Origin of the sequence: Streptomyces sp. WM6372, assembly GCF_001279655.1 — a bacterium.
Classification (GTDB): Bacteria; Actinomycetota; Actinomycetes; order Streptomycetales; family Streptomycetaceae; genus Streptomyces.
This window is the reverse complement of the sequence record NZ_LGDB01000138.1, coordinates 155,295-182,054: the sequence shown is the minus strand read 5'-3', so window position 1 is coordinate 182,054 and position 26,760 is coordinate 155,295. Positions and strand designations below refer to the sequence as shown.

The window sequence follows — 26,760 nt, the reverse complement described above, 5'->3', positions numbered from 1 at the left end:
ACCGGGTGGGGGCGCGTGGCGATAGCCTCGGGGGCGGACGCCCGACACCGGCTCGGAAGGCAGGCCCCGATGGCGAGTTCAGCCGACGCACCGAGTTCTTCTCCCTCTCCTTCTGCCGCTTCTCCGACTTCTCCGACTTCCTCCGCTTCCGCTCGTTCCCGGGTTCCCGTGATCGATCTCGGGCCGTGGCGGTCCGGTGGGGCCGGGGCGCGGGAGCGGATCGCCGCCCGCGTCGACGAGGCCCTCCAGGCCGCCGGATTCCTGCTGATCACCGGGCACGGGGTGGACCCCGAGCTGCCCGCGCGGATCCGGGAGGCCGCCAAGGAGTTCTTCCGGCTGCCGGCCGGGGCGAAGGAGCCGTACGCCGTCGCGGTCGGCGGCCGCGGCTGGCTCGGACCGGGCGCCGAGGCCAACAGCTACGCGGAGGGGGCGGCCTCGCCGCCCGACCTCAAGGAGTCCTGGTCCTGTGCGGCGGACGAGCCCACCGGGAACCCGTCCGTGGACGCCGAGTGGTTCCGGCCGAACGCCTGGCCGGCCGAGGTACCGGCGCTGGGGCCGCTGGTCGTCGAGTACATCGCCCGGATGCGGGCCCTGTCCGACGAGCTGCTGGAGCTCCTCGCCACCGCACTCGGCCTCGCCGCCGACCACTTCACCCGCCACACCGGCCACCCCACCTGGGGGTTCAACCTCAACTGGTACCCGGGCACGGAGGTGCTCGGCGAACCCCTGCCGGGCCAGTTCCGCATCGGGGCGCACACGGACTTCGGGACGGTCACGGTCCTCGACCGCGAGCCGGGCTCGGGCGGGCTCCAGATCCACACCGACGCCGACGGCTGGCAGGACGCCCCGTACGACCCGGCCGCGCTCACCGTGAACATCGGCGACCTGATGGCCCGCTGGACGGGGGACCGCTGGCGCGCCGGCCGCCACCGGGTGCTGCCGCCGCCCGCCGACGCACCGGCCGAGGAGCTCGTCTCGCTGGTCTACTTCTACGAATGCGACCCGCACACCCGGGTCGAGTCCCTCCCGGCCCCGGTCGGCCGGGTGGTCCACGAGCCCGTGGACTCCCACGTCTACCTGCGGGCGAAGCTGGACGCGATCACCGTGTCCTGACCTCTTCGGAGGCGGTGACCGGGTACCCGGCGGCCGCCCGGGCGGACCCGATTACCGCTGGTCGGCGGTGTTCGGCAGGATGGGGGCATGACCGAGATCCGCACCCCCCGCCTGCTCCTGCGCCGCTGGACCGACGACGACCTCGTCCCCCTGTCGGAGATCAACGCCGACCCGGACGTCATGCGCTGGATCGGCGACGGCTCCACACTCGACCTGGACGAGACCGCCGAGGAGATCGAGCGCTGGGAGGAGGAGTGGGACGAGGAGGGCTTCGGCCTCTTCGCCGTCGAGCTCCTGGCGTCGGGCGAGCTGATCGGGGCGGTCGGCCTGACCGTGGCGCAGTCCCCCTCGCAGGTACGGGACTTCGTCGCGATCAGCTGGCGGCTCGGCCGGCCGTACTGGGGCCAGGGCTACGCCTCCGAGGCGGCGCAGGCCTCCCTGGAGTTCGCCCTCCAGGACCGCGGCCTCGACCGGGTCATCGCGGTGAACCGGTCGGGCCACGAGGAGTCCGAGAACGTGATCCGCAAGCTCGGCATGGTGCTGGACCTCGACACGACGGACCCGGAGAACGGCCACCTGCTCCAGGTCCACAGCATCGACCTGACGGAGTACGAGGGCTGATACCAGGGCTGCTACGAGATCCGACCCGACGGCTCCTTCCGCAGCCGGCGGGTCAGGGCCGGCGGAACCAGCGCCGCCGCGGGGCGGCCGGCGGCCCGAACGGCGGGAGGGCCTTGAAACGCTCGTCCAAGGCCGCCGTCGGGGCGATGCGCCGCAGCGCGCCGCGGACCAGCGTCAGCGGGTGCTCGGGGAACTGCGCGTCCCACTCCTCGAGGTCGGCGACGTGGTACGGCAGGCCGCCCGATACGTCCGGCCCGTACGGGTGGGGGCGGAAGTAGTTCTCGTGGCCCACGCGGGCGCCGACGACGGCCTCCCGCATGCCCGTCGTGCCCCGCTCTCCCGCCTGCACCTTGATCACTGTGCTGCAGCCCGCCTTCGGCAGGGTCCAGGAAGCGAGGAACACCAGCCCGTGCTCGGTGTTCGGCCGCCGGATCTTGACCAGTTGCCGTACGGCCGGGACGGAGTCCACCTCGCCGGGCACGGCCTCGATCAGACCTCCGCCCGCCCGGGCCGCGGAGCGGGCGAGGCCGTGCCGGAGCCGGTCGATTTCGTGCAGTGGCGCCGGCAGGTCCGGGACCAGGGGAAAGAAGTGGACCGAGAGGACGAGGCCCTTCTCGTCGGTCCAGACCCCTTGCTCGCGCTCGGTGAAGCCGGTGAGGTCCATGGCCGTGATCGGTGTCGGTGTCGATATCGGTGTCATGGGGATCATGATGCTGATCACCGGCCGGGCCTGCCGCGGCGGGTCAGGCCGGGGGCCGGGGCAGGGGCCTGAGCGGGGGCGTGGGCGGTGGCGGGGCCGGGGCTTCGGCGGCGTGGCCCGTGCGGACCGCGGCGAGGGCGGCGGCGTGGACGGCCGCAGGGTCGCCGTGGTGGGGGACCGGGCTGCCGGTCAGCGTGTACCACTCCTCCGCGTCCTTGTACTGGACCTCGATCCGGGCCGTCCCGCCGTCCGGCAGCGCCGTCGTGCGCAGGGTCAGCGGGCCCGTGATGACGCCCACCTCGTCCGTCATCGCCCCGCCGGGCCCGGCGAGGACCTCGTCGCACCACTGCTGCCGTCCGGGCGTGTGCTGTCGTCCGGTCATGCCGCGCAGCTGTCCAGCATCGTTGTGAGCATCTTCTTCTCCGGTTCGGTCACGGTCAGTCCGTACGTGGATTTCACGGTGGTCCAGGCCCGCCCGTACTGGCACCAGCTCGCCTTGTCCGGCGGCTGCCACAGGTCGGGGCTCTGGTCGCCCTTCGAGCGGTTCGTGGCCGCCGTCACCGAGAGCAGCTGGGGGTGGGTCAGGTCGTTCGCGAAGGCCTTGCGCCGCGCGGCGTCCCAGCCGGCCGCGCCCGATCGCCAGCCCTCGGCGAGCGGCACGATGTGGTCGATGTCCATCTTCGACGCCTCGGTGACCACGACCCCGTCGTACAGGCTCTTCCAGGTGCCGGAGACGGCCTTGCACTCGGCGTCCTGGGCGACGTCCTTGCCGTCCCGCTTGAGGACGACCTCGCGGGTGTCGCACTTGTTGCCCTGCTCGGCCCAGTGGGTGAACTTGGCCCGGCTGTAGCCGGCCATGGTCCCGGGCGGGGCGACCTTGAGCGCGGCCAGCTGCGTACGGGCCGCCTGGACGTCGACCATGCCGGGAAGCACGTCCCCCGCGGCCGGTTTGGCGTCCGCGCCGCCGGGAGCGGAGGACGGCGTACCGGCCGCCGGGGGCTTCGCGTCCTTGCCGGGCGCGGTGCCGGTACCCGAGCATCCGGCCACGGCCAGCAGCACCGCCGCCGCCAGGACCGCACCCCGGACACGTATCTGACGTCCCATGAACCCACCCCGAGCCGGTCCCGCACCGCACGCTGTCCCGGGAAGACTACCCAGAACCGGACATTCAACCGGACCACCAGGCCGCCGCGGACCCGCCGCCGCCGAGCGTGCCTCCGGGAGGGGCCCCCGAACGGGCCCCCTCGGCGGGCGTTGTCAGTGGCTCTCGCTAGTCTCCCGACATACCGCAGCTCAGGGGGTCTTCATCCCCTGGTCGACGCTGCGCGCATCCGGGATCGGGCAGGCGGAGGGGCACGTACTGATGGCATGGCTGGCGGCGGGCGAGGGGTACGAGATCGCCCTGGTGGAAGGGAAGGTGGCGGCGCGGTCCGCCACCGGCCGCTCGGCGGGACGGCAGTTGAAGACGCTGCCCAAGGCGCTGCGCGACCATCCCGAGGTGGACCGGCTGCGCCGGCTCGCCGAATGGCTGGAACGGCACGAGGCCGCCTGCATCGCCCAGGTGGACACCTGGATGGTCTCCTCGCTGCCCGTGCCGACGGCGCTGCTCGCCCGGGTCTGGCCGGACGAGGCCTGGCAGAGCGCGCTGCGCGACATGGCCGTCGTCGGCGAGGACCCGGACGAGGTGGGCTTCCTGCGGGACGCCACCGCGTCCGGCGAGCTGAAGGTGGTCAACCTCGACGGCGAGACCGTACGGCTCTCCCCGCGCACGGTGACCCTGCCGCACCCGGTGCTGCTGCCCGACCTGGACGACGTACGGGACTTCGCGGCCGAACTCGGCATCGTGCAGCGCGTCGAGCAGATCCACCGGCCCACCTGGAAGAAGCCCGAGGGCCTGGCGGCCACCGCCACGGAGGTACGGGACTACGCGGGCGGGGTCTTCGCGAGCCGGTTCGGCCTGGCCGCGCGGGCGACGGGCCTCGGCTACCGGGTCTCCGGCGGCTACGCGACCTGCAAGGTCCGCGACACCGGCCGGGGCACGGAGGCGGCGGTCTGGATCGGCGAGCCGTACTACGAGGACGAGACGAGCACCGGTGCCCTGAGCTGGCACGACGAGAACGGCCGGGCGGTGCGGCTGACGGAGGTCGGGCCGGTCGCCTGGTCCGAGGGAATGCGGATGGCCGCGGCGCTGTACGCCGGGCGCAAGATCGAAGAGGGCGGGGACGCGCGATGAGCACCACCACGACTGCAACGGAAACCGGCGCGACCGGCGCGAGCGCCGCGGCTGCCGTGCACGAGGCCGAACTGCTGCTCAAGGCCGGCGCCGTGCTGCCGAACGGCACCGAGGGCGCGGGCCCCTCGGCGGTCGACCTGACCGCGCGCTCCTACCGCCACCCCGCCCTCCCGGACGACCGCGTCGTCGTCCGGCTCGCCGCCGCCGAACTGGGGCCGGCCGAGGACCTCGCCGCCGGCTTCCTGGGACTCGTGCCCGCCGAGGCCGAGGGCGCGCCGCCCGTGGTCGGCCTCGGCCAGCGCCAGGCCCTCGGCTTCCCCGAATGGGTCCTCGTTCACCACCCGGAGGACGGACACCACGCCCTCGCCGTGGTCCCCGAGCTGGACCGGCTGGCCCGTACGGCCAAGACCAAGCCCAAGGCCGCCCTCGACGCCTGCCACGAACTGGCCGGCCGGCTCGGCGCCGCCGTCCCGCACTTCCTGCCCGTCTTCTACGAGCAGGCCGCCCGCGTCTTCCTCGCCGTCGAGAACACCACGTACGCAGCCCAGCTGTTCGGCCGCGCCCGGACCAGCGAGGCCCAGCACGGCCTGGCCGTCGACGAGGACCGCCTCGACGGCGTCTTCCTCGAATTCGCCCTGGTCGGCGCCCTCCCGGTGAAGGTGCTCACCGGCTACGCCAAGGAGCTGTCCGCCCGCGTCAGCCCCGCCGAGGCCCACGAGCGGTTCCGCCGGCTGTGCGTCCGGCGTACCGCGGGCGGACTGCCGCCCTCCGCGCAGGCCGCGACCGAGCTGCGCCGCCTCGCCCGCGCCGCCGGCCTGACCGGCACCGAGGCCGAGCAGGACTACCTCGCCGAGCTGCTGCCGCTGCCGGCCACGCTGCGGGCCGCGTACGGCTGGTGGAAGGCGCACCGCACCGCGCTGGTCGCGCTGGCCCGCCGGGTGCCGTCCGTACGGGGCACCCTGCTCGGCCTGACGCCGCCCGGCGGCGGGGACGGCGAACTCCCCGCGCTGTGGCTCGGCCTGCTGGAGGAGTCCGGCGCCACCGCCGGGCTGGTCAGCGCCGACCTGCCCGCCGAGCAGCGCTGCTCCGACGGCGCCGCCGGCTGGCTGGAGCGCTTCCACGCCGCCCGGCACACCGGCTGGGGCTCGCGCCCCACCCTGCCCGCCCTGCTCGACCTCGTCGTCCGCGCGGCCGACCGGCTGCGCGCCGAACTCGCCGAGCGGGCCGAACTCGCCGGGCCCGGCCGCGAAGCGGGGCTGAAGGTGGGCGTCGAGGACGCCGACCTGCTGGACCTGCTGCTCTCCCTGGACATCCCGGTCACCGATCCCGAGCCCGACTCCGGGTCGCGCCGGCGCCACGACCAGCTGAACCTGGCCGACTGGGCACGCTCCGACGAGCGGCGGGACCTGCTCGCCCTCGCCGCCGACCAGCGCTTCCGGCCCGCGTTCCGGCGCGCCGCGTACGCGCTGGGCGGCGACGGCCACGCGGTGGAGGTCATGCGGCTGCTCGCGGCCTCGCCCGGCGGCCGCCCGATGCTCACGGAGTGGATGCACGAGGTGGCCGGCGCCTCCACCGCCGCGGGCCTGCCCGGACTGCCGGACGCCATCCGGCGGCTGACCTGGCTGCCCGCCGAGGCCCTCGAACTCGCCCGGGAGGAGGTGGTTCTCGCTGCCGCCGCCGACCTCGGCGAGACCCTCGCCCGCACCCTGCGCACCGGCCTCTTCGAGGAACTCTCCTGGCCCGCCTGGGAGACCGCGGTCGCCGAGATGACGCCCGGCGGCCAGGGCGCGCACGGGCTGACCGTCGTCGAGGCCTGGCCGCACCTGATCGTCGCCAACTCCGCCCAGGTCCGCGTCATCGACGCCGACTCCACCGTGCTCACCCACGACCTGCGGGCGGCGAGCAACAACGCGCGCCGGTACGGATTCCACTACGTCGACGGCGAACTGCTCGTCTTCTGGGCCCACTACGGCAGCGGGGGCGTCGAGGGCTACTGGCACACCGACCCCGGCAACGTCTTCACCGTCGACGTCCACGGAGGCTACTGGAACCTGCGCTCCGAGGACATCAGCCTGCCCCTGCCCGGCGGCGGCCGCACCACTGGCGGCGGGGTCCTGCACGCCGGGGACACCAAACTGCCGGGCGAGCGCCGGCTGCTGTCCGACGGGACCTCGTACTGGGTGTGGCAGCACCGCGACCAGGAGCACGAGGGCGGCTGGCGCGAGTACGACCCCGCCGGCGGAGCCCTCGGCCGGTTCTCGGTGCCCGCCTTCCTCACCGACGCCCTGCGCGCCCACCCCGGGGAGGGCAACACCGTGCCCGCCCAGTCCTGCTGGCTGCGGCCCGCGCCCGCCGTCGAGGGCTCGGTCCTCGGCGCGCCCGTGGACGGCCTGCTCGGCTGGCGGACCGTACGCGTCCCCGGCCGGGGCTGGGAGGCTTCCGACACCGGCGGCCGCAGCGTCGGCGTGCCCGAGGGCTCCGAGATGCCCGTCGCCGCCCTCACCTTCCCCGGCGACGAGCGGCCGCGCGCGCTCACCCACCGCTGGCGCGAGCTCAGCATCAGCGACCCGGACGGCGTGGTCACCGCCCAGTCGCGCAGCGACTACCGCACCGCCGCCTTCGCCACCGGCAGCGTCGAGCTCCCGCCGCTGCCCTTCTGGTACGCGCTGCGCCCGCGCGACCCGCAAGCCTCGGCCGCCCTGCGCGCCGCCGACGGCGCCTCGATCGGCGTCCTGCTCAAGGCGGCGGCCGCCGCCGAGGCGGCCACCGACCTGCCCGACCTGGTGCGCTCGGCGCTGCCGCAGGTCACCGCCCCGCAGCTGATCGGGGGCATCGTCGAGGTGCTGCGCTTCGCCCTCGCCCAGCAGGAGGCGCTGGACGCGGTCGCCGCCCGGCTGGACCCCGACTCGGGCGCGGCGGCCGACGGGGAGCCCGAAGGCCCCACCGACGAACTGATCGCCGACGCGCTGCACGGGCTCGTCGGCACCGGGTACTACCGCTGGGGCGCCCAGACCGACGCGGCGTACCGCTACCTGGGCGGGCTGGCCCGGGCGGCCGCCGACACCGAAGCCGCCGCCGTGCCCGGCCGGCTCCACTTCGACCTGGCCGCACTGCCCTACTCCGCCCTGCCGTTCACGCAGCTGCTGGACCAGCCCGCCGCGATCGCGTACCGGGCCGTCGCCGTCGGCACCACCGACGAGCATCGGGCCGCCCTGTGCACGGTGCTCGGCCGGGTGGACGCGCTCGGGCTGGCCTCCGCCGAGGACTCCGCCGACCACTGGCGCCGGGTCCTGGTCCACCTCGACCAGCGCCACCTGCGCACCCCCGACGGCATCGAGCGCAACACCTCGCACCGCAGCCTGCTCCCGCTGGGCGGCGGAGCCGTCCTCGGCCTCACCGAGCACAACACGTCCGTTCCCGACGGGCACGAGTTCGGGGCGCTGCTGTACGACCCCGCCGGCCGTTTCACCGTGCCCGGCCCCTACACCGTGCGCGGCCAGGCCCCGCTCGGCGACCGGGGGCGCGGCCCCGGGTGGCTGACGGCCTTCCTGACCGAGGCCGCCGAGCGCGGTCCGGCGCCGTTCTTCCCCGAAGCCGCCGAGGAGTTCGCCCGGCTCACGGGCGTCTCAGGAACCCTCGCGCGGCTGCTGCTGGCCGGCCTGCCCAACATCGACAGCTACGAGCACCATTTCCTGCCGGCCGAACTGCGCACCGCCCTCGGCGTCAAGGCTGCCGACGCGAAGCACGCCCGGTCCGAGCTCAAGAGCCTCCAGATCGAGGTGCGGCGCGAGGTCGTGGCCGCGCTGCTGCCCGCCGACCCGGCGCGGCTGTGGACGGAGGGGCCGGACGTGGCCGCCGCAGCGCAGGAGTGGAACCGCCGCGTGGGCCGTCGTACGCCCGTGCCCGAGTGGCTGCTCGCCGAGGCCACGCGCGCCGCGAAGACCGGATGGTCCACGCACCGGGCGCTGGCCGCGATCCTCGGCCCGGCGCAGTCGCGCTCCTTGAGCGTCGACGTCGCCTGGGAGGTCAAGGGGGACCACGTCGAGCCCCGCGAACCGGCCGACGAGCCCTTCACCTCGACCGTCCTGACCGGCGCGCTGACCCTGACGGCCTGGACGGCCCACCGGCTGCCCGCCGGGGACTCCCTGCGAGCCGCGCTGCCGCCCGCCCTGACCGCCGTGCGGCAGCGGCTCGCCGCGCCCGAACTGATGCTCAGCATCGGGCACTTCACCAGCCTGCCCGACTTCCGGAAGGCCGCGGGCACGCCGACCGAGACGGGCGAGGGCTACGAGCGGTACGGCGCGGTGGTCATGGCCACCCACGACGACCGGCCCAAGCCCGCGCTGCGGACCGCCCTGCTCGACTCGACCGGCTCCGACCCGTACCTGCCGGCGCTGCGCGGCGAGGACCAGCAGCCGTCGTCGGTGGAGACGGCGCTGCGGGCCGTCCACGACGCGCGGTTCGCGGCTCTCCTGGCGGATCCGGGTGCGCCGGCGGCCGGATCCGTCGACAAGGACGGCACGTGGTGGCCGCAGGACCCGAGCCGCTCGGTGCCCGAGCTGGTGGCCGAGGTCAGCGAGGCGCACGGCCTGGGCGCGGACGCGGCCGCCGTGTACCTGGCACTGCTCGCCATGCCCGACCCCACCGACCGCAACCTGGCGCGCTGGACCGGCTGGAAGCCGGCCCGGCTGAAGGCCGCCCGCGCCGAACTGGCCGCCACCGACCTGGTGGTGACGGCCTCCCGGACCCGGGCCGGACGCTCGCTGTTCCTGCCGGGCGGCTGGGCGGAGATGCCCTCGCCGGTGCTGCCGGTCGAGCAGTGGAAGCTGCCGATGTACGGGCTGGCCCCGGGCGGGCGGCCGGCACTGGGGGTGCTGGTGCCGGACGAGCCGGCCGCGGACCTCTACCGGCGGGCCTGGCAGCGGGTCCGCGAGGGCGACGTACCCCGATTCGAGGCCCTGAAGGTCAAGCGCACCCGCGCACGCCGCCGCTGACCCCTTAACCGGCCGTGGCGCGCCCTCCCCGAGGAGGGCGCGCCGCGCCGCCCGGCATCCGTACGCCCCCGTCATCCGAAGGACACAGCACGTCATGACCCTGACCGACACACCCGTTCAGACCGCCGCCCGGCAATCGCTGCCCGCCGAGGAGCGCTACGCCGCCGAACTCTCCTTCCTCGCCGCCCAGGACACCGGCCCCCGCCCGCCCGGCTGGGCGCTCACCCCGCGCGCCGTCGTCACCTTCGTGTGCGGCAGCGAGGGAACGGAACTGGCCCTGCCGGGCCGCCGGCCCGCCGGGCTCCCGGCCAAGCTGGCGATCGCCCCGAAGTTCGTCGGCGAACGCGCCCTGGTCGAGCGCTGCGTCGTCACGCTCGCCGGGGAGCGCGGCCTGCTGCTCACCGGCGAGCCCGGCACGGCGAAGTCGATGCTGTCCGAGCTGCTGGCCGCCGCCGTCTGCGGCACCAGCGCGCTCACCGTGCAGGGCACGGCCGGTACGACGGAGGACGCCTTCCGCTACGGCTGGAACTACGCCCTGCTGCTCGCCCAGGGCCCCACCTCCCAGGCGCTCGTCGACTCCCCGGTGCTCTCCGCCATGCGGACCGGGCGGGTGGTGCGGGTCGAGGAGATCACCCGCTGCCTGCCCGAGGTGCAGGACGCACTGGTGTCGATCCTGTCCGACCGGCGGGTGAGCGTGCCCGAACTGACCGCGACCGAGGACGCGGTGGTCTCCGCGGCCCCCGGGTTCACGGTCATCGCCACCGCCAACCTGCGCGACCGCGGGGTCTCCGAGATGTCCGCCGCCCTCAAGCGGCGCTTCAACTTCGAGACCGTGGCGCCGATCGCGGACGCGGACGCCGAGGCCACGCTGATCCGCCGCCAGGCGGTGGCCGCCGTACAGCGGGCGGGCGCGGCGTTCGGAGTGGACGACGCGGTGCTGGACGCGCTGGTCACCGTCTTCCGGGACCTGCGCTCGGGGCGCTCGGCCGAGGGCTGGGACGTGGAACGGCCCGGTACGGTCATGTCCACGGCCGAGGCGGTCCAGGTGGCGGCCTCCCTGGGCGTGGCCGCCGCCTACCTGCCGGGCGGCGACGTACTGGACCTGCTGCCCGGGCACCTGCTCGGCGTGGTCCGCAAGGACGACCCGGCCGACCACGGCCGCCTGCTGGGCTACTGGGACGGCCCGGTGCGCCGCCGCGCCGAGGACGGCTCGGCGATGTGGCGCCGGCTGTGGGACCTCCGCGGGAACCTCCGATGACGGCCGCCGGCGACCGCACCGAGCTCACCCCCCTCGCCGACCCGCCGCCCGCCGGTGCTCCGGCCGCGATCACCGCCCCGAAGCCGGGAGCCGATCCGCGGTCGGTCGTGGACGGGCTCGCCGCGTCGACGGCGCCGTACCTGCTGGGCGTACGGCACCACAGCCCCGCACTGGCGGCGGTGGTGCCCGCACTGCTCGACGCCGCGGAGGCGGAGGTCGTGTGCGTCGAGCTGCCGACCGACTTCCAGCCGTGGCTGGAGCACTTGGCGGACCCCGAGACCGTCGCCCCCGTCGCCCTGGCGGGCACGGGCCGGGAGGGCGGCCTCGCCTTCTACCCGTTCGCGGACTTCTCCCCGGAGCTGGCCGCGATCCGCTGGGCGCGGGCGCGCGGGGTGGAGGTCCTCTGCTGCGACCTCCCGCTGACCGACCCCGGCTGGACCGCCGCCCGCTCCCAGGCCCCGGCTCCGCCGGGCCTTGCCCCGTACGCGCGGGCGCTGGCAGCCTCCGGCACCGGGCGGGACGGCGACGACCTGTGGGACCGTGCCGTGGAGGTACTGGCCCCCGGCTGCGCCCCGGAAGCCGTGCGGAGGGCCGCCCTCGGCGTGGGCTGGGCCTTGCGCCAGGACGGCCCGGTCCCCGCGACCGACCTGGCCCGCGAGGCCCACATGCGCGGTGTCATCGGCGCCGCCGCGGCCGGCGGCCGAAGGGTCGCCGCGCTCATCGGCGCCTTCCACGCCCCCGCCCTCCTCGGCGCGGACGCGTCCGCCCCGGCCCCGGGCGCCGTGGCCGAGGGCCCGGCCGCCGGCCCTGATCCGGCGGGCGCAGGGGCGCCGGCGCTCGCTCCCCGCGTGGTCGGGGGCGGTGCATCCGGGCAGGCGCCGGCGGGTGCCGCCGGCGGTCCGGTGTCCGGAGGGACCGGCGGGACGGGCTCGGTACCCGGCCCCGGGGCGGTGACCTCCCTCGTGCCCTACTCGTTCGATCTGCTGGACTCCCGCTCCGGCTACCCCGCCGGGATCCGGGACCCGCTGTGGCAGCAGGAGGTGCTCCTGGCCGGCGGGGACGCCGTGCGGGTGCGCGATGCCGCATCCGTCGCCGTCACCGGCATCTGCCGGGAGCTGCGCCGCGCCGGGCACACCGCCGGGACCGGCGAGGCCGCCGAGACCCTGCGGCTCGCCTGCGACCTGGCCGTCCTGCGCGGACTGCCCGCACCCGGCCGGGGCGAGCTCCTCGAAGCCGTCACCACCGTACTCGGCCAGGGTGAACTCCTCGGCCGGGGCAGGGCGTTGGCCCGGGCCCTGGAGGCCGTGCTCGTCGGCACCGGCCGCGGCCGGATCACCCCGCACGCCCCGCGCTCCGGACTCGGCCCCTCCGTCGAGGCCGAGCTGGCGGAGCTGCGGCTGCCCGGCCCCGACGACCCCGCCCCCCGCGAGGTGCGGCTCGACCCGCTCCGCTCCCCGCTCGACCGCCGCCGCGAGGTCCTGCTCCAGCGGCTGGCCGTCTGCGGGGCCGCCTACGGGGAGCCCCTCGACGTGGCCGCCACCGGCGACGGCACCGCCCTCGGCACCAAGTGGCGGCTGACCTGGACCCCTTCCGTCCCGGCCCGCCTCGACCTGGCCGGCGTCCGCGGCGTCACCGCCGCCCAGGCCGCCGCCGGGACGCTGCGCGAGGACGCCCGGCGGGCCGCCGCCGAGGGCGGTCCGACCCCGGCCCGGATCCTCGCCGGCCTGGCCGCCGCCGCACGGTGTGACCTGCCCGAACTGGTCGGCGTACGGCTGGAGGAAGCCGCCGGGACCCTTCCGCAGACCGCGACCCTGCCCGAACTCCTGGAGTCGCTGGACCTCTTGGAGGGGCTCGCCCGCGGACACTTCCCCGGTACCTCCGACGGCTCCCGCGCCGCCGCGACCGCGCTCACCGGCCGGCTGCTCGAAGCCGCCGTACGGTCCCTTCCCGGCCTCGCCGGCAGCGAGGACCCCGCCGACGCGCGCGCCCTCGTGGCCCTCGCCGACCGGGCCGCCGCCCTGCACCTGGGCTTGCGGATGGACGCCGCCCTCGCGGAACTGGCCGCGACCGCCTCCCCGTTGATGCAGGGAGCGGCACTGGCCGTACGCGTCCTCCTCGATCTGGACCCGGCCGCCGGTCTCGGTGACCGGGCCGCCGGGTGGATCGACGGCGCCGGCACCCCCGGCGGCCGGCGCTCCCTCGCCCGCCGCCTCGGCGGTGTCCTGGCCGCCGCCGGACCGCTGCTCCAGTCCTCCGCGGACGCCCTCGCCCCGGTCCTGGACCGCATCGACGCGCTCGCCGACCAGGAGTTCCTGGACCGGCTCCCGGCGCTGCGCGGCGGGTTCGACGTACTCGCCCCGGCCGCCCGCGACCGGCTGCTGGACACCGTCACCGAGCGGCTCGGCGACCGCCTCGACCTGTCGCTCGACGCGCCACCCGCGCTGCTCGCCCTGTGGGCCGCCGCGGACGCCGCCGGCGCCGCCGCGCTCAAGGCCCTCGACGGGCCGGCGACCGGGGGCGCCGCGGCCCCCGGCGCCGAGCCGGGGCCACCCGTACCGGCCGAACCGTCCGGCACTCCCGTACCCGCGCCGCTGCGCGGCGACCACCGGCTGGCCCCCGCCGACCGCTGGCGCCTGCTGCTCGGCCGCAGGCGCGACCGGCTCCCCGCCGGTGCCCGGCGCTACGCCCACGCCCTCGACGAGCTGTACGGAAACGGCCGCGGCGAAGGCTCCGCCGACCTCGAAGGCGGCCGGGGCAACGGCAACGGCGGCGGCCAGGAGGCCTCCTTCCCCACGGCCCGCGAATGGTCGCAGGAGCTCGAAGCGCTCTTCGGCGCCGACGTGCGCGAGGAGGTCCTCGCCGACGCGGCCGACGCCGGCCGCGCCGACGTGCTGAGCCAGCTCGACCCGGCGGCCGTCCGGCCCTCGGTGGAGCTGCTCAGCTCCGTGCTGTCGCTGGCCGGCGGCATGCCGGAGGCCCAACTCGCCCGGCTGCGGCCCCTGGTCAGGCGGCTGGTCGACGAGCTCGCCAAGGAACTCGCCACCCGGATGCGCCCGGCGCTCTCCGGGCTCGCCACCCCGCGCCCCACCCGCCGCCCCGGCGGCAGGCTCGACCTGGCGCGGACCCTGCGCGCCAACCTCGCGCACACCCGCCGCCTGGGAGACGGCCGGGTGGTCGTCGTCCCGGAACGGCCCGTGTTCAGCACCCGGGTCAGCCGCGAGGCGGACTGGCGGCTGATCCTCGTCGTCGACGTCTCCGGATCCATGGAGGCCTCGGTCATCTGGTCGGCCCTCACGGCCGCGGTCCTCGGCGGCGTGCCGACCCTGTCCACCCACTTCCTGGCCTTCTCCACGCAGGTCGTGGACCTCACCGACCGGGTCGAGGACCCGCTCTCGCTGCTGCTGGAGGTCCGGGTCGGGGGCGGGACGCACATCGCGGCGGGTCTGGCCCACGCCCGCTCCCTGATCACCGTGCCGAGCCGCACGCTCGTCGTCGTGGTAAGCGACTTCGAGGAGGGCGCGCCGATCGGCGGGCTCCTCGGGGAGGTCCGCGCACTGGCCGCGTCCGGCGCCCATCTGCTGGGCTGCGCGGCCCTCGACGACGCGGGTGCGCCCCGGTACTCGGTCCCGGTCGCCCGGCAGCTCGTCGCGGCTGGCATGCCGGTGGCCGCCCTCAGTCCGCTCGCCCTCGCCCGCTGGGTGGGCGACCGCCTCCGTGGAGAATCCCGTTGAGCAGTGAGTCGAGTAACCAGTTGAACGCAGGTCCCCCGCAACTGCCGCCCGTGGCCCCCGAGGTCCTCGCCGAGGCCGTCGAGAACCTCACGGCCCGGCTGCGCAAGAAGCTCGACGCCGCCATCGAGGGCTGCGCCGCGGGCGCGGCCCGGGGGGACGACGGGGCCGTGACCTTCCGCTTCGGCGAGGACGCGCTCGTCACGCTGCGGCCGGGCCCGGACGGCGCGGTCACGGCGGCCGACCAGGCCACCTGCACCTGCCTGCTGGCGCCCCGCTGTCTGCACCGCGCGGCAGCCCTGGGCGCAGCCCCGTTGGCCGACCCGGACCTCCTGGCGCAGCCCGATCCGCATCCGGCACCGGGAGCCGGGGCGGGGACGGGAGCGGGGTCCGGGCCCGTGTCCGGACCCGATGCCGGGGTCGAGTCCAGCCCCGAGTCCGATGCCGATGCCGATCCGGCGGGCGGGCCGGCGGGCGGATCCGGAGCCGTGCCCGCGCCTACGGCCGCGCCCGGGTCCGGGCCCGAGCTCGGGCCCGACCCCGCTCCCGAGCTCACCGCCGCCCAGCTCGGCGCCGCCGCCGCGCTCCGGCGGGCCGCCGCCGAGGCACTCGCCGCCGGTGTCACGGCCGGTGGCGCGGTGGTCCAGGCCGAGCTGCTGCGGGCCGCCCACACCGCGCGCCTCGCCGGGCTGCCCCGGGCCGAGGCCGCCGCGCTGCGGGTCGTACGGGGCCTGCGCGCGGCCCGGGACCGCAGCGGCGGCCACCGGCTCGCCGACCTCACCGGAGCCTTCCGCGAACTCCTCCACACCGCCGGACTGCTGGCGTCCGGCACGGCCGGCCCGGCGCTCACCGGTACCGCCCGCCGCGCCTACCGGCCGGGCGGCAGCCTGCGGGTGTACGGCTTGTGCCGGGAGCCGGTCCTGTCGGCCACCGGGTACGGGGGAGTGGTCACGCACCTGCTCGCCGCGGACGGCTCGCACTACTCCGTCTCCGACGTCCGCCCCGGCGGCCTGGCCCGCGCCCGCGGCGCCGGATCCGCCTCCGTGGCGCTCGGCGGAGCCGCCCTCGACCATGCGGGACTCGCGCGCGGGGGGCTCCGTATCGCCGGGGCCACGGTCTCCGCCGACGGCCGCCTCGGCGCCGGACGCGGGGTGCAGGCGACCCCGCTGCGCGGAGTCCCGTGGACCGAGGAGCCGGCCGCCGCGCTCTTCGCCCGCCCGGCGGCCGAGGCCGTGGCCGCCCAGCTCGCCGACCGGGACGCCGACCCGGACGGAGCCGGGACCGCCCTGCTCGGCTGCGAGGTCGCGGTCGTCGGGGCCGCCGGCGAGGACCTCCTGGTCCGCGAGGTACGAGCGGACGCGCCCCTGCTGCGGCTGCGCGCCGCCCACCCCCATCCGGAGCTGCCGCACACGGCCAACCTCCGCCGGATCGCCGCCCATCCGGGGCTGCTGATCCGTGTCCTGGGACGGCCCGACCTGGACCGCGCCGCGACGCTGCGCCCGCTGGCCGTCGGGCCGGTGCCCGGCGCGGAGTACACGCTGCGCCTGCCCGAGGAATGGCTGGGCCGCGCGGACCTCGGCTACGACGTGCTCCAGGGCAGCCACTTCCCGTCCGGCGCGGCAACTGTGCCGTCCGCGGCCGAAGGTCCGGACGTCCTGGCCGACTCACCGCTGTGGCGGGTACGCCGACTGCTCGAAAGCGGGGTCGCGGGCGGGCGCCGCGCCGTCGCCGAGGCGGCCCGCACCGCCGAGCCCCTCACCGCGTACGGCCCCCTGCGCCGGGCGGGCTTCACCGCGGCGGCCGAACTGGCCGCAGCCCTCGCCGCGGAGGCGGACCGCCGCCCCCGCGACCCCTTCGGCCGCCTGACGAACCCCTCACCGGACGCCTACGCCCACGCCTGGCTGGCCGCCTCCATCCACCTGGCCGCGGCGGAACGCTCCCTGGTGGCCGCGTCCTGGGCTTGGAGCCAGGAGGTGTCTCTTTGACCCGCGCTGACGTGTCGTGGGGTGGATGCACTGCTGTGGTGATCCGGCGCCCGGATCGCTCGCACGGGCCTTCGATGGGCTGGCCGCCATGACCGAACTCGGACCCGTCGCCTGGCCTCCTGCCCCGATGCGGACCGAACGGCTCGTGCTCCGCGAGTCCGAGGCCCGGGACCGTGCGGCGTTCATCGAGCTGTTGGCGTCGCCAGAGGCGGGTGCCCACCTCGGTGGCCCTCGACCGCGTGAGGGGCTCGAACGCGCGGTGCCCGAGGTGCCCGGGCGGCGCCCCGGCCTCTTCGTGATCGATCTCGACGGAGCGATGATCGGCACGATCATGCTCGATCGGCGCGACGCGGAGCGTCCGGGGCACCTCCGCCCGGACGCCGGGGAGGCCGAACTCGGCTACATGCTCCTGCCGGAGGCGTGGGGACGCGGGTACGCCGCCGAGGCGTGCGCGGCGGCGCTCGACTGGTTCGCCGACGCGCTGCCCGGCGAGCCGGTGGTGCTCTGCACCCAGACCGCCAACGACCGCTCGATGCGCCTCGCGGCCAAGCTGGGGTTCACCGAAGTGGAGCGGTTCGAGGAGTTCGGCGCCGAGCAGTGGTTCGGCGTGTGGTCCGCGGTCACGCCGTCCGGTCGAGCCGGGCGGCGTACTCGTCGGTGAGGAGCGTGCAGGTGCACCAGTCGCCCGTGCACGGGGTGCCGGCCTCGGCTCCGTAGGATCCGAGGCCGGTCATGAGGGCGAGCACCTCGGCACGTTCCGACGCGGTGAGGGCGGGCAGCGCGGCGCCCGGCCGCAGGCGCCAGGTGTCCGGGACGTCATCGATGTCGCCCACGACCTGCGCGTCGATGAACAAGGTGTGGAGGGGATGCTCGGGAAAGTCGTTGAGCCGCAGGGCCCACCAGCGTCCGTCCGCCCGGGCCGCCCAGCGGAAGACGTTCGTGCCCGTGTCGTGCCAGGCGGCCTGCGGGGGCAGGGCGGGGAGCGGCGTCATGCGGTGACCTCCTGGGGGAACGTGTGGCCGCGCAGCCATGCGGCGAGCGTGGTGAAGTCTGCCGGAGTGAGGCCGAAGCGGGCGTCCACGCGGTGGAGCAGGGCCGGGGCCGGGTGGTGTGCGCGGACCCAGGAGCGGTCGGCGGGGGTGATCTCGTCGTCCACCCAGGCGAACGGGCGGCCGGCGGCGTGGTCGACCAGGGCGCGGGTCTTCCAGTGGGTCCGGTCGCGGTCGTCCTGCTCGGACGGGTCCGGCCAGGACACCACCGGCAGGTCCGGCAGGCCGATCCGGGGCCCGACCCACGCGTTCGCGTCGGCCATCCAGGTCGTGGCCCAGACCAGGTCGCACGGCAGCGCCAGGAGGCGGGACCCGAGGGCGGGATCGAGCCTGGCGAGGAGGGGGTTCGGGTCGGGCCGCGTCCCGTACGCCGGGTAGCCGTTCGGCAGCTCGCGGGCGGTGGCCCCGAACGGGATGAGCGGTCCGTCGACGTCGAGGAAGAGGAGGGGGCGCCGGCCTGGGCTGGTCATGGCGGCACCGTAGCGCCCGGTGTGGAACCGCGGGAGGCGTCGTCCCCTCTTCATGGGCAAGGGGGGACGATCGTGACGATGACGAGGACGACTGCGGCCGGGTCCCGGCCGGCCGTGAGAGCGGCGGTGGTGGTGGGGCTCATGTGCGCCGTACTGGCGGCATGCGGCACGCGGCACGCCGGCGGGGAAGCCGCCGCGCCGCCCGCCCCGGCCGCGCCGGTGAAGGAGACCTGCGGCCTCGACCGGACGACGGGCGGCGGCGGTACGGGTCTGCCCGACCCGCCGACGGAGGAGGAGACGGGCGGCGGGTATGCCGGACCGCCCACCGATGAGGAGACGGGCAGCAGCTACGCCGGACCGCCCACCGATCAGGAGACGGGGAGTTACGCCGGACCGCCCACCGATGAGGAGACGGGCAGCAGCTACGCCGGACCGCCGACCGATCAGGAGACGGGTGGGTACGCGGGGCCGCCCACCGATCAGGAGAGCGGCGCGTCTGCCGGGCCGCCCACCGACGGGGACATCACCAACGGCGCCGGGCCCTGCGGCGGGGCCGGGTGGTTCGACATGACGCGGGACTTCAACGCCTACTACGCCCAGCGCCGCACCAGCGCCGACAAGTTCCTGCCCGAACGGGCCGTCAGCGAGGCCCGGGTCCGCAAGGGACGGGATGCCGGGGAGGCGGTCGTGACCTTCGCGACCCGATCCGTGGGCAAGGGCCTCGCGGAGGACGGCCGTCGGGTGGCGGACGTGTTCGTGTCCTGGCGGCAGCAGGTGTACCAGGACCACGGCACCCTGTCCGTCCGGACGGGCGACGGGTACATCGTGGCCACCTCGGCATGGTGATGCGGGCTCACACCCCCTGGGCGTTCCAGAACGCGCAGTGGTGTTCCGCCGGGCCGTTCACCGGGTGGATCCCGCCCGGGCCCGGCGCCAGCGACAGCACGGAATCGGCCGGGCCGAACCGCGGCCACGCCGGGAGAGTGCCCGTACGGGCGAACGCCGTCCAGTCGGCGGTCATCCGCTCCGACAGCGCGCGCTGCGGAGCCGTCAGGGCGGCGGCATCCATCGTGAACAGGTAGGGCAGTTCCCAACCGTGCGAGGCGCCGTACGGGAACCCCGGCACCTCCGGCAGGCCGGTGAAGTTCGGCGCGTCCCGGTCGCTGAACCGGTACGCGTACACCGGCACGTGCCGGGCCATCGCCCGGCCGTCCCGCAGCGCAGGGCAGATGAACGAGGTGTCGGAGAGTACGGCGGCGAAGGCCAGCGCCGGGGTCGGGTACGCCGCCGGCGGGTACCGCGCCTCGACGGCCGGGACGGCCGCGGCGCCGAACGACTGCTCCACCCGGGCCCGGAAAGCGCCCGCGTCGGGGATCGGGTAGGCCGTCAGGCCCTGCGCGAGGAAGATCCGCATCTCGTCCCGGTTGATGCCCTCGATCACCGGCACCCGGTGGAAGCGGCCGCCCTCCAGGGCCCGCCGGGGTTCCTCGGGCAGCACGCGGTTGCGGGCGCCGTAGGAGACGAGCGAGAACCGCATCATCAGTTCCGGCGTCGCGAGCGCCGCCGCGTCCTTCCCGCGCAGGCAGTCCAGTACCGCGCCCGGCTCCGGCCGGTCGCAGCCGAGCCCGGCCGCCGCCGTGACCCCGTCCGCGACGGTGCGCTCTTCGGGCACGAAGGGCTCGTACCGGCCGAGCGTGGGCAGCAGCGAGCGGGGCGGCATGGTGGTCGAGCAGGAGCCGCTCTGCAGGATCGCCCGCTGGAACAGGCCGCCCGAGGCCGGTGAGGTCAGGTGCGCGCAGACGCTGAGCCCGCCCGCCGACTCTCCGAAGAGGGTCACGTCGGTCGGGTCGCCGCCGAAGCGGGCGGCGTTGGACCGCACCCAGCGCAGCGCCGCCTGCTGGTCGGCGATGGCGAAGTCCGGGGCGCCGCCGAGCGCCGGATGCCCGAAGAGGCCGAAGACGCCGAGCCGGTAGTTGACGGTGACGACCACGGCACCGCCCTGGACGGCCGGCCGGTCCGCCCGGTAGGAGTCACCGGCTCCGTTGACGAAGCCGCCGCCGTGGAACCAGACCATGACCGGCCGCCCCCGCCCGCCCGAGGCCGCCGAAGGCGACGGCGTGGTGACGTTCAGGTACAGGCAGTCCTCGGAGCCGCTCGGCCCGCCCGGACCCACCGCCGGCAGCTGCACGCAGCGCGCCCCCGGCGCCCCGGCGTCGCGTACGCCCGCCCAGCGCGCCGCGGGCTGCGGGAGCCGCCAGCGCAGCGGTCCGGTCGGCGGCGCCGCGTACGGGATTCCCTCGAAGGTCCGGAACGTGCCGTGCGCGGTGCCCCGTACCGGCCCCCGGTCGGTCTCCACGACCGGCCGGTCCTCGGTGGCCGCGCCCGGCGCGCCCGGCGCGGACGCCGCGGACGCGGGTCCGGCCCCGGTGGCGAGCACGAGCAGGGCGCACCACACGGCGCTCCAGCGTCGTACGAAGCGGGCACGGGACACCATCGACCGCCCTTCGTCGTCCGTCTCTGTCCTCATGCGTACCCGGAACGGCGCTATCCGCGCTGCACGACGCCCCGTACGTACGCGGCCTGGCCGGCGTGCTGGAGGTCGTCGGAGAGGATGCTCACCAGCCGCATCCCCAAGGTGACCGGCGGGTCCCAGCCCGTGTCGACCACGCGGTCCAGATCGGTCGCGGAGAGCCCCCGGACGAAGTCGGTGGTCCGCTCGTGGACGGCGTCGAAGTACCCGAGCAGCAGCTCGTCCGACTCGACCAGGACCGTCCCGACCTGTTTGGCCGTGTGCCCGTAACCGGTGGCCTCGGCCGGCAGCGGCAGGGCGAACCGGGTGAACCATTCCTGCTCCGTCCAGACCTGCTCCAGGCCCGAAGCGTCCGCCATGTGGTCGTCCTGCACCCGGGTCAGGTGCCACACCAGCCAGGCGATCGAGTTCGCCTTCGGGTCGATCCGCGCGTTCAACTCCTCGGCCGAGAGCCCCTCGACCACGTCGTGCACCACCTCGTGGATGCGCCCGTACGCATCGGCCAGTGCCTCCGTAGCCTTCATGTACCGCCTCCTGAAGTGGCGTCATGTCCCTGACGTACGGCATCGGCCGGTGCCCCGTGGCGACCGGCCGATGGGTGAACCGGGGCGGGGTTACATGGGATCCATGCCCCGGTCGTCGATCCTGTCTTCCTTCTCGCTCTGCTCCTGGAGCCGGCGGGCCTTCTCCTGGAGCCTTCGGCGCTCTTCCGGATCGGTGGAGCGTTCGGCAGCCGTGTTCAGCTCCTGCGCCTTCTCGCGCAACTGCCGGACCCGGCCGCGGGCTTCGCCTGCGCTCATGATCACTCCTCGGGTGTGGGGGGTAAGGAGGCCGGATTCAGCGAACCAGCAGCGCCGCGCGGGCGCATCTCGAACCCTCGCCCCCGGTGACCGGCCGGGAAGGCGGCTCCCCCGTTTGCCCGCCCCGAATGGCGCAGCGGAGCGGGGTGCCGGTGAATGGTGACCGAGCGTGCGCTGCCCATGACGCACGTTGACCGGCGTGCGATGTGTAGACCCGCGCGTCGGCGAACGGAGCTTTCCATGAACGACCCCATCACGCTCGCGGCGACGCAGGACGACGGCCCCCGCGAGCTCCCCGACCCCGATTCCGCCCCCGAACCCACCGGCGCGAAGCCCCCGGCGACCCAGGCGGCCCCAGCGACTGAGGCGGCCCCGGCGACCGAGGCGACCCAGGCGACTCAGGCGGCCCCGGCGAGCACCGAGCCCGTACGCACCTTGCTGGAGACCGCCGGCACCTGCCGGCCCCTTGAGGAAGTGGCCGAACTGGTGAGCCTCCTCGAGGAGACCGGCCAGAGTCCCGGGCACGGCCGTCAGACGCTGCGGGCGGCCGCCGTCGGACGCCCCGTCCAGGACGTGGCCCTGCTGGCAGGCATCCTCGGGACGGACGGGGACCGAGAGCCGCCCCCGGATCCCGCCCCGGCCCCTCAGAGCCCCGGGCCCGTGCACCCCGGCCCGGCCGCCCGGTCCCCGCACTCCGTCCCGGCCGGGCCTGCTGTCCCGGCCGTCCCGGCTGTCCCGGCCGTCCCCGCGGTCCCGGCCGTCCTCGCCGTCCCCGCCGTCCCCTCCGTGCACCCGGCCCAGCCGTCGCACGCGGGCCGGCCCGCCCGGCCGCCCGCTGTCCCCGCTGTCCCGGCTGTCCCGGCTGTCCCCGCCGTCCCCTCCGTGCACCCGGCCCAGCCGTCGCACGCGGGCCGGCCCGCCCGGCCGCCCGCCGTCCCCGCGGTCCCGGCCGAACCACCGGCACGCGCCGGGCAGCGGTACGCGCGACGGCCCGAGCCGCCGGAGGAAGAGCCCTTCGACGACCCCTACGAGGACGAGCAGTACGAGTCGCTCGCGGAGTACCGCCGGAAGTACGGGCGGCGCGGCCCGAACGGCAACCGGGCCGCAGTCCCCGCCCCCTCCGGCCCGCTGCGCCACCTGCTGCGCTGGCCCGTGGCGGCGGCCCTGCTGGTCTGCGGGGTCCTGCACCTGCCGAGTGACGTGACGGCGCTGTCGGCCGAGACCCCGGTCGCGTTCCTTCCGCTCCTCGCCACCGCGCTGTGCCTCGGGCTCGGCGCGCTGATAGCGGTGCGCGACACCGCCGGAGCGTGGCGGGCCGCTGCCGTGGCCGCCGTCGCCGTCGTCGCCCTGCACGTGGTCGGCGGCCTCGCGGCCTTCGACCCGCTGGAGGGTGCGGTGAGCGCCTCCCAGGCCTGGGCGGGCGTCACGGCGGTGCTCTGCGCCGCGGCCGCCGCGCTCTTGGCGGGCCTGGCGCTCGGCAACCGGTCGCCCCGGGCCCGGGCGGGCGCCGGCGGCTGACCGCGCGACGGGGGCGGGGCCGGCGACACGTGCCGGTCCCGCCCCCGTCGCATGCGCTGCCGCCGCCCTACGCGAGCAGGTTGACCCCGTGCGTGAACACCCGGGGCAGCCGGGCCGCCAACGGGACGATCCGCCCCGCGAGCCGGGGCTGTTGGCGTGCCCAGAGCAATGACGCGGTCAGCGTGCGGTAGCTGCGCGACAGCTCCCGCCAGGCCCGCTCGTACGCCTGCGGCCGGCCCTCCCGTACGCAGCGCACGAGTTCTCCCGCCGCCGTCACGGCCAGTGTCAGCCCCTCGCCGGTCAGCGCGTCCACGTACCCCGCGGCGTCCCCGACGAACAGCACCCGCCCCGCGACCCGTACCCGGGCCCGCTGGCGCAGCGGCCCGGCGCCGCGCACCGCCGAACCGGCGGAGCCGGCCAGCCGCTCGCACAGCAGCGGGAACCGCGCCAGCTGTACGTCGAAGGGGGCGCGCTCGCCGGTCAGGACCGCCACGCCGACCCGGTCGGGCCCCAGCGGGGTCACGTACGCCTCGCAGCGCGCCGACCAGTGGACCTCGACCAGGTCGCTCCACGGCTCCACCGCATAGTGGCGGCGCAGGCCGTAGCGCGGGAGCCGGCCGGGGGCGGGCGGCGCCGCCAGGCCCAGCCCGCGCCGGACGGGGGAGTGCAGGCCGTCGGCCGCCACGAGGTGGCGGGCCGTCAGACCGGCCGCACCGACCCGGTCCTCGTCCTGGCGGACCTCGCCGACGCGCCGCGCGAGCACCCGTACGCCCAGCCGCTCGGCCCGCTCGGCCAGCGCGGCCTGGAGGACGGTCCGCCGGGTGCCGAGACCCGGCCCGGCGCGGAACCGCCCTTCCGCGTGCAGGCCGCTCACCCCGTCCAGATAGCGGATGCCGTGGAAGGGGTGGCCCGGCGCGCGGACGCCCAGCTCCCGGAGGCCGCGTACGGCGCCCGGCATCAGGCCTTCGCCGCAGGCCTTGTCGATCGGGGTGGGGCGCGGCTCCAGGACCACGACCTCCATGCCGGCCAGCGCCCCGTGGATGGCCGTGGCCAGCCCGGCGGGGCCGCCGCCCGCGACGAGCAGGTCGATCACCGGGCCCGGCCCTCCGCCGGTACGGCGCTGCGGTAGACGGGTGCGGCGTGCGCCAGGGCGTCCTCCTCGCAGCGGATGCGTACGCCGAGCAGCAGCAGGTTCAGCAGGGTGAAGGCGGCCGCCGTCACCCAGGCGGTGTGCACGAGCGGCAGCGCCGCGCCCTCGACGACGACGGCGACGTAGTTCGGGTGGCGCAGCAGCCGGTACGGACCGGCCGCCACCAGCGGCAGCCCCGGGACGACCAGGACCCGGGTGTTCCAGTGCGGGCCGAGGGTGGCGATGCACCACCAGCGCAGGACCTGGGCGGCCAGCGCGAGGGCGAGGGCCGGCCAGCCCAGTGCGGGCAGGAACGGGCGGTCGGCGACGAGCGGCTCCACCACGCAGCCCAGGAGCAGCGCGGTGTGCAGGGCGACCATGGCGGGGTAATGGCCCCGGCCGTGTTCGGTGGCGCCGCGGGACAGGCTCCAGCGCGTGTTGCGCCGGGCCGTGGCGAGTTCGGCGAGCCGCTCGGCCGCGACGAGGCCGATGAGGAGCAGGTACGGCTCCATGGAGGGGGTCAGCGTCACAGACATGGGGTCACCAGCGCAGGAGGACGAGTTCGGAGGCGAAGCCCGGTCCGAAGGCGATCATCAGCCCGACGGAACCCGGTGCGGGAGGCCCGGAGGCCTGGATCGTGTTCAGGATGTGCAGGACCGACGCCGAGGAGAGGTTGCCCGCGTCCGCGAGCGAGCGCCGGCTCGCCGCGAAGGCGGAGTCGGGCAGCGCCAGCGCGTCCGCCAGCGCGTCGAGGACCTTGGGCCCGCCGGGGTGGACGATCCACGCGTCGACGTCCGGCGGCTTGAGGTCGTGGCGGGCGAGGAAGGTCTCGACCTCCTCGGCCACGTGCAGTCTGACCAGGGCGGGCAGCTCCCGGCCCAGCACCATCCGGAAGCCCCAGTGGCCGATGTCCCAGCCGAGGAGACCCTCGGTGCCGGGGTAGAGGCGGCTGCGCGCGGCCACCACCGACGGCCCCGGTCTCGTACCGTGCAGCGGATGGCCGCGGCCCACCGCGAGCAGCGCCCCGGCACCGTCGCCGAAGAGTGCCCCGGCCACCAGGTTCGCCACCGAGGTGTCCGAGGGCTGGAGCGTGAGCGAGCAGAGCTCGGTGGACAGCAGCAGGGCCGCGTGGTCGGGGTGGCCCGTCAGATGGTCGTGGAGGTGGCCGAGCCCGGCGGCGCCCGCCGCGCAGCCCAGGCCGAAGAGCGGCAGCCGCTTCACGTCGGGGCGCAGACCGGTCCGGCCGGCGATGCGGGCCTCCAGCGAGGGCGTCGCGAGCCCGGTGACCGTGGTCGACATGATCAGGTCCACCTCGTGCGCCTTCAGGTGGGCCGCGGCGAGGGCGGTTTCGAGGGCGCGGGCGCCGAGTTCCTCGGCGCCCTCCAGGAAGAGGGCGTTCGTCCGGCCGAAGTCGTTCGACGGACCGTAGCGCTCCAGCGGGAGGCAGAGGTGGCGGGACTCGACGCCCACCGCGGCGTGCAGCCGGTGCAGGAGGGCGGTGTCGGCCCCCGGAGGGAGGAAGCGGGCGAGCGCCGTCGCGATTTCGGACTGCCGATAGCGGTGGGGCGGGAAGACACTGCTCACGGCCAGGACACGCGTCATTGCCTCAACATAGGGAACAACTGACACTTCGTGATGAATACGGCATATCGGGCGCGGCGCGGCATAGCGTGATGGAGTGCCCCGCGCCAGAGCCGAAACCCCGGACGCAGCCCTGACCGTGCCCACCGGGGCGGCCGGGGCCGCCCCGCGGAAGCCCGCCGTGTCCGGTCTGCTCGGGGCCTGCCATCCGGTGCCCGCGGCCGCCGTGACGCTCCTCGCCGCCGCCCTGGCCGCCGCCGTGGGGCGCGCCCTCCCCGGGGCGGCGTTCACCGTGGCCGCGGTGGCCGCCGGCCAGTTGTCGGTGGGCTGGTGCAACGACCGGGCGGACCTGCGCCGGGACCTGGCGACCGGTCGCCGTGACAAACCCCTGGTCCGCGGCGCCGTACGGCCCGCCGCGGTGACGGCCGCGGCGCTCACGGCCCTGCTCCTGTGCGTCCCGCTGTCGCTGGCCGCCGGATGGCTCGCCGGCTCCGCGCACCTCTGCGGGGTGGCCGCCGCCTGGGCCTACAACCTGCGGCTGAAGAACACCCCCGTCTCGTGGCTCCCGTACGCCCTCGCCTTCGGGCTGCTCCCCGCCTTCGTCACCCTCGGCCTGCCCGGCGCGCCGTGGCCGCCGTGGTGGCTGACGGCCGCCGCGGCCCTGCTGGGCGCGGGCGCGCACTTCGCCAACGTGCTGCCCGACATCGACGACGACCTCGCCACGGGCGTGTCGGGGCTGCCGCACCGGATCGGCGCGCGGCGTGCGGCGGCCGTCGGGGGGCTCCTGGTCCTCGGCTCGGCCGTGGCCCTGGTCGCCGGACCGCCCGGGCGGGTGCCGCCGTACGGCTGGGGGCTGCTCGCGGCGACGGCCTCGGCGGTCCTCCTGGGGGTCGGGCGGCCCACCGGCCGGAGCCGGATTCCGTTCCTCGCGACGATGGCGGTCGCCGCAGCCGATGTCGTCCTCCTGGTGGTCCGCGGGAGCGACCTGGCAGGCCTGGGCTGAGACGGACCGCTCCGCTGAGACGGACCACTGCGCTGCGGTCCCCGGGCT

Annotated in this window: 22 protein-coding genes; 11 read left to right on the top strand and 11 right to left on the bottom strand. The window is 76.1% G+C overall.

Annotated elements, in window-relative coordinates:
• Window positions 1–168: 168 nt before the first annotated feature.
• Together ADK52_RS12515 and ADK52_RS12510 are read left to right on the top strand one after the other, a co-directional pair.
• A complete protein-coding gene (locus ADK52_RS12515) occupies window positions 169–1,113 on the top strand; it encodes an isopenicillin N synthase family dioxygenase (RefSeq protein ID WP_053689839.1) in 945 nt (314 codons plus the stop codon).
• A gap of 87 nt (window positions 1,114–1,200) precedes the next feature.
• Window positions 1,201–1,734 carry a GNAT family N-acetyltransferase gene (locus ADK52_RS12510; protein ID WP_053689838.1) on the top strand — a complete coding sequence of 178 codons (534 nt, stop codon included), beginning with the start codon at window positions 1,201–1,203 and terminating at the stop codon, window positions 1,732–1,734.
• A gap of 52 nt (window positions 1,735–1,786) precedes the next feature.
• Here the strand turns inward: ADK52_RS12510 and ADK52_RS12505 are convergent, their stop codons facing one another.
• Genes ADK52_RS12505 through ADK52_RS12495 form a run of 3 tightly spaced genes read right to left on the bottom strand, consistent with a single transcriptional unit; the run spans window position 1,787 to window position 3,538 of the window.
• Window positions 1,787–2,434, bottom strand: a complete 648-nt coding sequence (locus ADK52_RS12505; protein WP_234343678.1) for a hypothetical protein — start codon at window positions 2,432–2,434, stop codon at window positions 1,787–1,789.
• Window positions 2,435–2,477: 43 nt separating this feature from the next.
• On the bottom strand, window positions 2,478–2,816 hold the full coding sequence (locus ADK52_RS12500) for a hypothetical protein (protein WP_053689836.1): 339 nt from the start codon (window positions 2,814–2,816) through the stop codon (window positions 2,478–2,480).
• Window positions 2,813–3,538, bottom strand: a complete 726-nt coding sequence (locus ADK52_RS12495; RefSeq protein ID WP_053689835.1) for an HNH endonuclease family protein — start codon at window positions 3,536–3,538, stop codon at window positions 2,813–2,815. Before ADK52_RS12495 ends, ADK52_RS12500 begins: the two co-directional genes overlap by 4 nt.
• Before the next feature lie 259 nt (window positions 3,539–3,797).
• Between ADK52_RS12495 and ADK52_RS12490 the strand changes: the two genes are divergently transcribed.
• The 6 genes from ADK52_RS12490 (at window position 3,798) to ADK52_RS12465 (ending at window position 17,293) form a co-directional block, all read left to right on the top strand.
• Complete coding sequence (locus ADK52_RS12490) at window positions 3,798–4,667, top strand: DUF4132 domain-containing protein (RefSeq protein ID WP_053689834.1); 870 nt, start codon at window positions 3,798–3,800, stop codon at window positions 4,665–4,667.
• Entirely contained in the window at window positions 4,664–9,661 is a 4,998-nt protein-coding gene (locus tag ADK52_RS12485) for a DNA-binding protein (RefSeq protein WP_234343677.1), read from the top strand. The genes ADK52_RS12490 and ADK52_RS12485 overlap by 4 nt, the downstream gene beginning before the upstream one ends.
• 94 nt (window positions 9,662–9,755) lie before the next feature.
• Entirely contained in the window at window positions 9,756–10,919 is a 1,164-nt protein-coding gene (locus ADK52_RS12480) for an ATP-binding protein (RefSeq protein WP_053689832.1), read from the top strand.
• Window positions 10,916–14,650, top strand: a complete 3,735-nt coding sequence (locus tag ADK52_RS12475) for a DUF5682 family protein (RefSeq protein WP_199828488.1) — start codon at window positions 10,916–10,918, stop codon at window positions 14,648–14,650. The genes ADK52_RS12480 and ADK52_RS12475 overlap by 4 nt, the downstream gene beginning before the upstream one ends.
• Before the next feature lie 20 nt (window positions 14,651–14,670).
• On the top strand, window positions 14,671–16,632 hold the full coding sequence (locus ADK52_RS12470) for an SWIM zinc finger family protein (RefSeq protein ID WP_053689831.1): 1,962 nt from the start codon (window positions 14,671–14,673) through the stop codon (window positions 16,630–16,632).
• Between the two features lie 88 nt (window positions 16,633–16,720).
• Window positions 16,721–17,293, top strand: a complete 573-nt coding sequence (locus tag ADK52_RS12465; protein ID WP_053689830.1) for a GNAT family N-acetyltransferase — start codon at window positions 16,721–16,723, stop codon at window positions 17,291–17,293.
• Here the strand turns inward: ADK52_RS12465 and ADK52_RS12460 are convergent.
• Window positions 17,253–17,624 (bottom strand): hypothetical protein, encoded by a 372-nt coding sequence (locus ADK52_RS12460; protein ID WP_053689829.1) that lies wholly within the window; start codon window positions 17,622–17,624, stop codon window positions 17,253–17,255. The genes ADK52_RS12465 and ADK52_RS12460 overlap by 41 nt on opposite strands.
• Window positions 17,621–18,151, bottom strand: a complete 531-nt coding sequence (locus ADK52_RS12455) for an HAD domain-containing protein (protein WP_053689828.1) — start codon at window positions 18,149–18,151, stop codon at window positions 17,621–17,623. Before ADK52_RS12455 ends, ADK52_RS12460 begins: the two co-directional genes overlap by 4 nt.
• A 78-nt stretch (window positions 18,152–18,229) precedes the next feature.
• Between ADK52_RS12455 and ADK52_RS12450 the strand changes: the two genes are divergently transcribed.
• On the top strand, window positions 18,230–18,997 hold the full coding sequence (locus tag ADK52_RS12450) for a hypothetical protein (protein WP_159045914.1): 768 nt from the start codon (window positions 18,230–18,232) through the stop codon (window positions 18,995–18,997).
• A gap of 7 nt (window positions 18,998–19,004) precedes the next feature.
• Here the strand turns inward: ADK52_RS12450 and ADK52_RS12445 are convergent, their stop codons facing one another.
• The 3 genes from ADK52_RS12445 to ADK52_RS12435 form a co-directional block, all read right to left on the bottom strand.
• Window positions 19,005–20,678 carry a carboxylesterase/lipase family protein gene (locus ADK52_RS12445; RefSeq protein ID WP_234343675.1) on the bottom strand — a complete coding sequence of 558 codons (1,674 nt, stop codon included), beginning with the start codon at window positions 20,676–20,678 and terminating at the stop codon, window positions 19,005–19,007.
• A 17-nt stretch (window positions 20,679–20,695) separates the two neighbouring features.
• On the bottom strand, window positions 20,696–21,205 hold the full coding sequence (locus tag ADK52_RS12440) for a mycothiol transferase (protein ID WP_053689825.1): 510 nt from the start codon (window positions 21,203–21,205) through the stop codon (window positions 20,696–20,698).
• A gap of 90 nt (window positions 21,206–21,295) precedes the next feature.
• The gene (locus ADK52_RS12435; protein ID WP_420714852.1) at window positions 21,296–21,484 is read right to left on the bottom strand and encodes a DUF6381 family protein; all 189 of its coding nucleotides are present in this window, start codon (window positions 21,482–21,484) and stop codon (window positions 21,296–21,298) included.
• A gap of 237 nt (window positions 21,485–21,721) precedes the next feature.
• On the opposite strand from ADK52_RS12435, the gene ADK52_RS42275 reads away from it, so the two are divergent.
• Entirely contained in the window at window positions 21,722–22,999 is a 1,278-nt protein-coding gene (locus ADK52_RS42275) for a hypothetical protein (protein ID WP_053689823.1), read from the top strand.
• A 67-nt stretch (window positions 23,000–23,066) separates the two neighbouring features.
• Here ADK52_RS42275 and ADK52_RS12425 read toward each other — a convergent pair whose 3' ends face one another.
• Genes ADK52_RS12425 through ADK52_RS12415 form a run of 3 tightly spaced genes read right to left on the bottom strand, consistent with a single transcriptional unit; the run spans window position 23,067 to window position 25,730 of the window.
• On the bottom strand, window positions 23,067–24,092 hold the full coding sequence (locus tag ADK52_RS12425) for an NAD(P)/FAD-dependent oxidoreductase (RefSeq protein WP_053689822.1): 1,026 nt from the start codon (window positions 24,090–24,092) through the stop codon (window positions 23,067–23,069).
• Complete coding sequence (locus ADK52_RS12420) at window positions 24,089–24,640, bottom strand: isoprenylcysteine carboxyl methyltransferase family protein (RefSeq protein ID WP_053689821.1); 552 nt, start codon at window positions 24,638–24,640, stop codon at window positions 24,089–24,091. The genes ADK52_RS12425 and ADK52_RS12420 overlap by 4 nt, the downstream gene beginning before the upstream one ends.
• A 28-nt stretch (window positions 24,641–24,668) precedes the next feature.
• Window positions 24,669–25,730, bottom strand: coding sequence for a type III polyketide synthase (locus ADK52_RS12415; protein WP_053689820.1), 1,062 nt, complete (start codon window positions 25,728–25,730; stop codon window positions 24,669–24,671).
• A 76-nt stretch (window positions 25,731–25,806) separates the two neighbouring features.
• Between ADK52_RS12415 and ADK52_RS12410 the strand changes: the two genes are divergently transcribed.
• Entirely contained in the window at window positions 25,807–26,712 is a 906-nt protein-coding gene (locus tag ADK52_RS12410) for a UbiA family prenyltransferase (RefSeq protein WP_234343673.1), read from the top strand.
• Window positions 26,713–26,760: the final 48 nt, after the last annotated feature.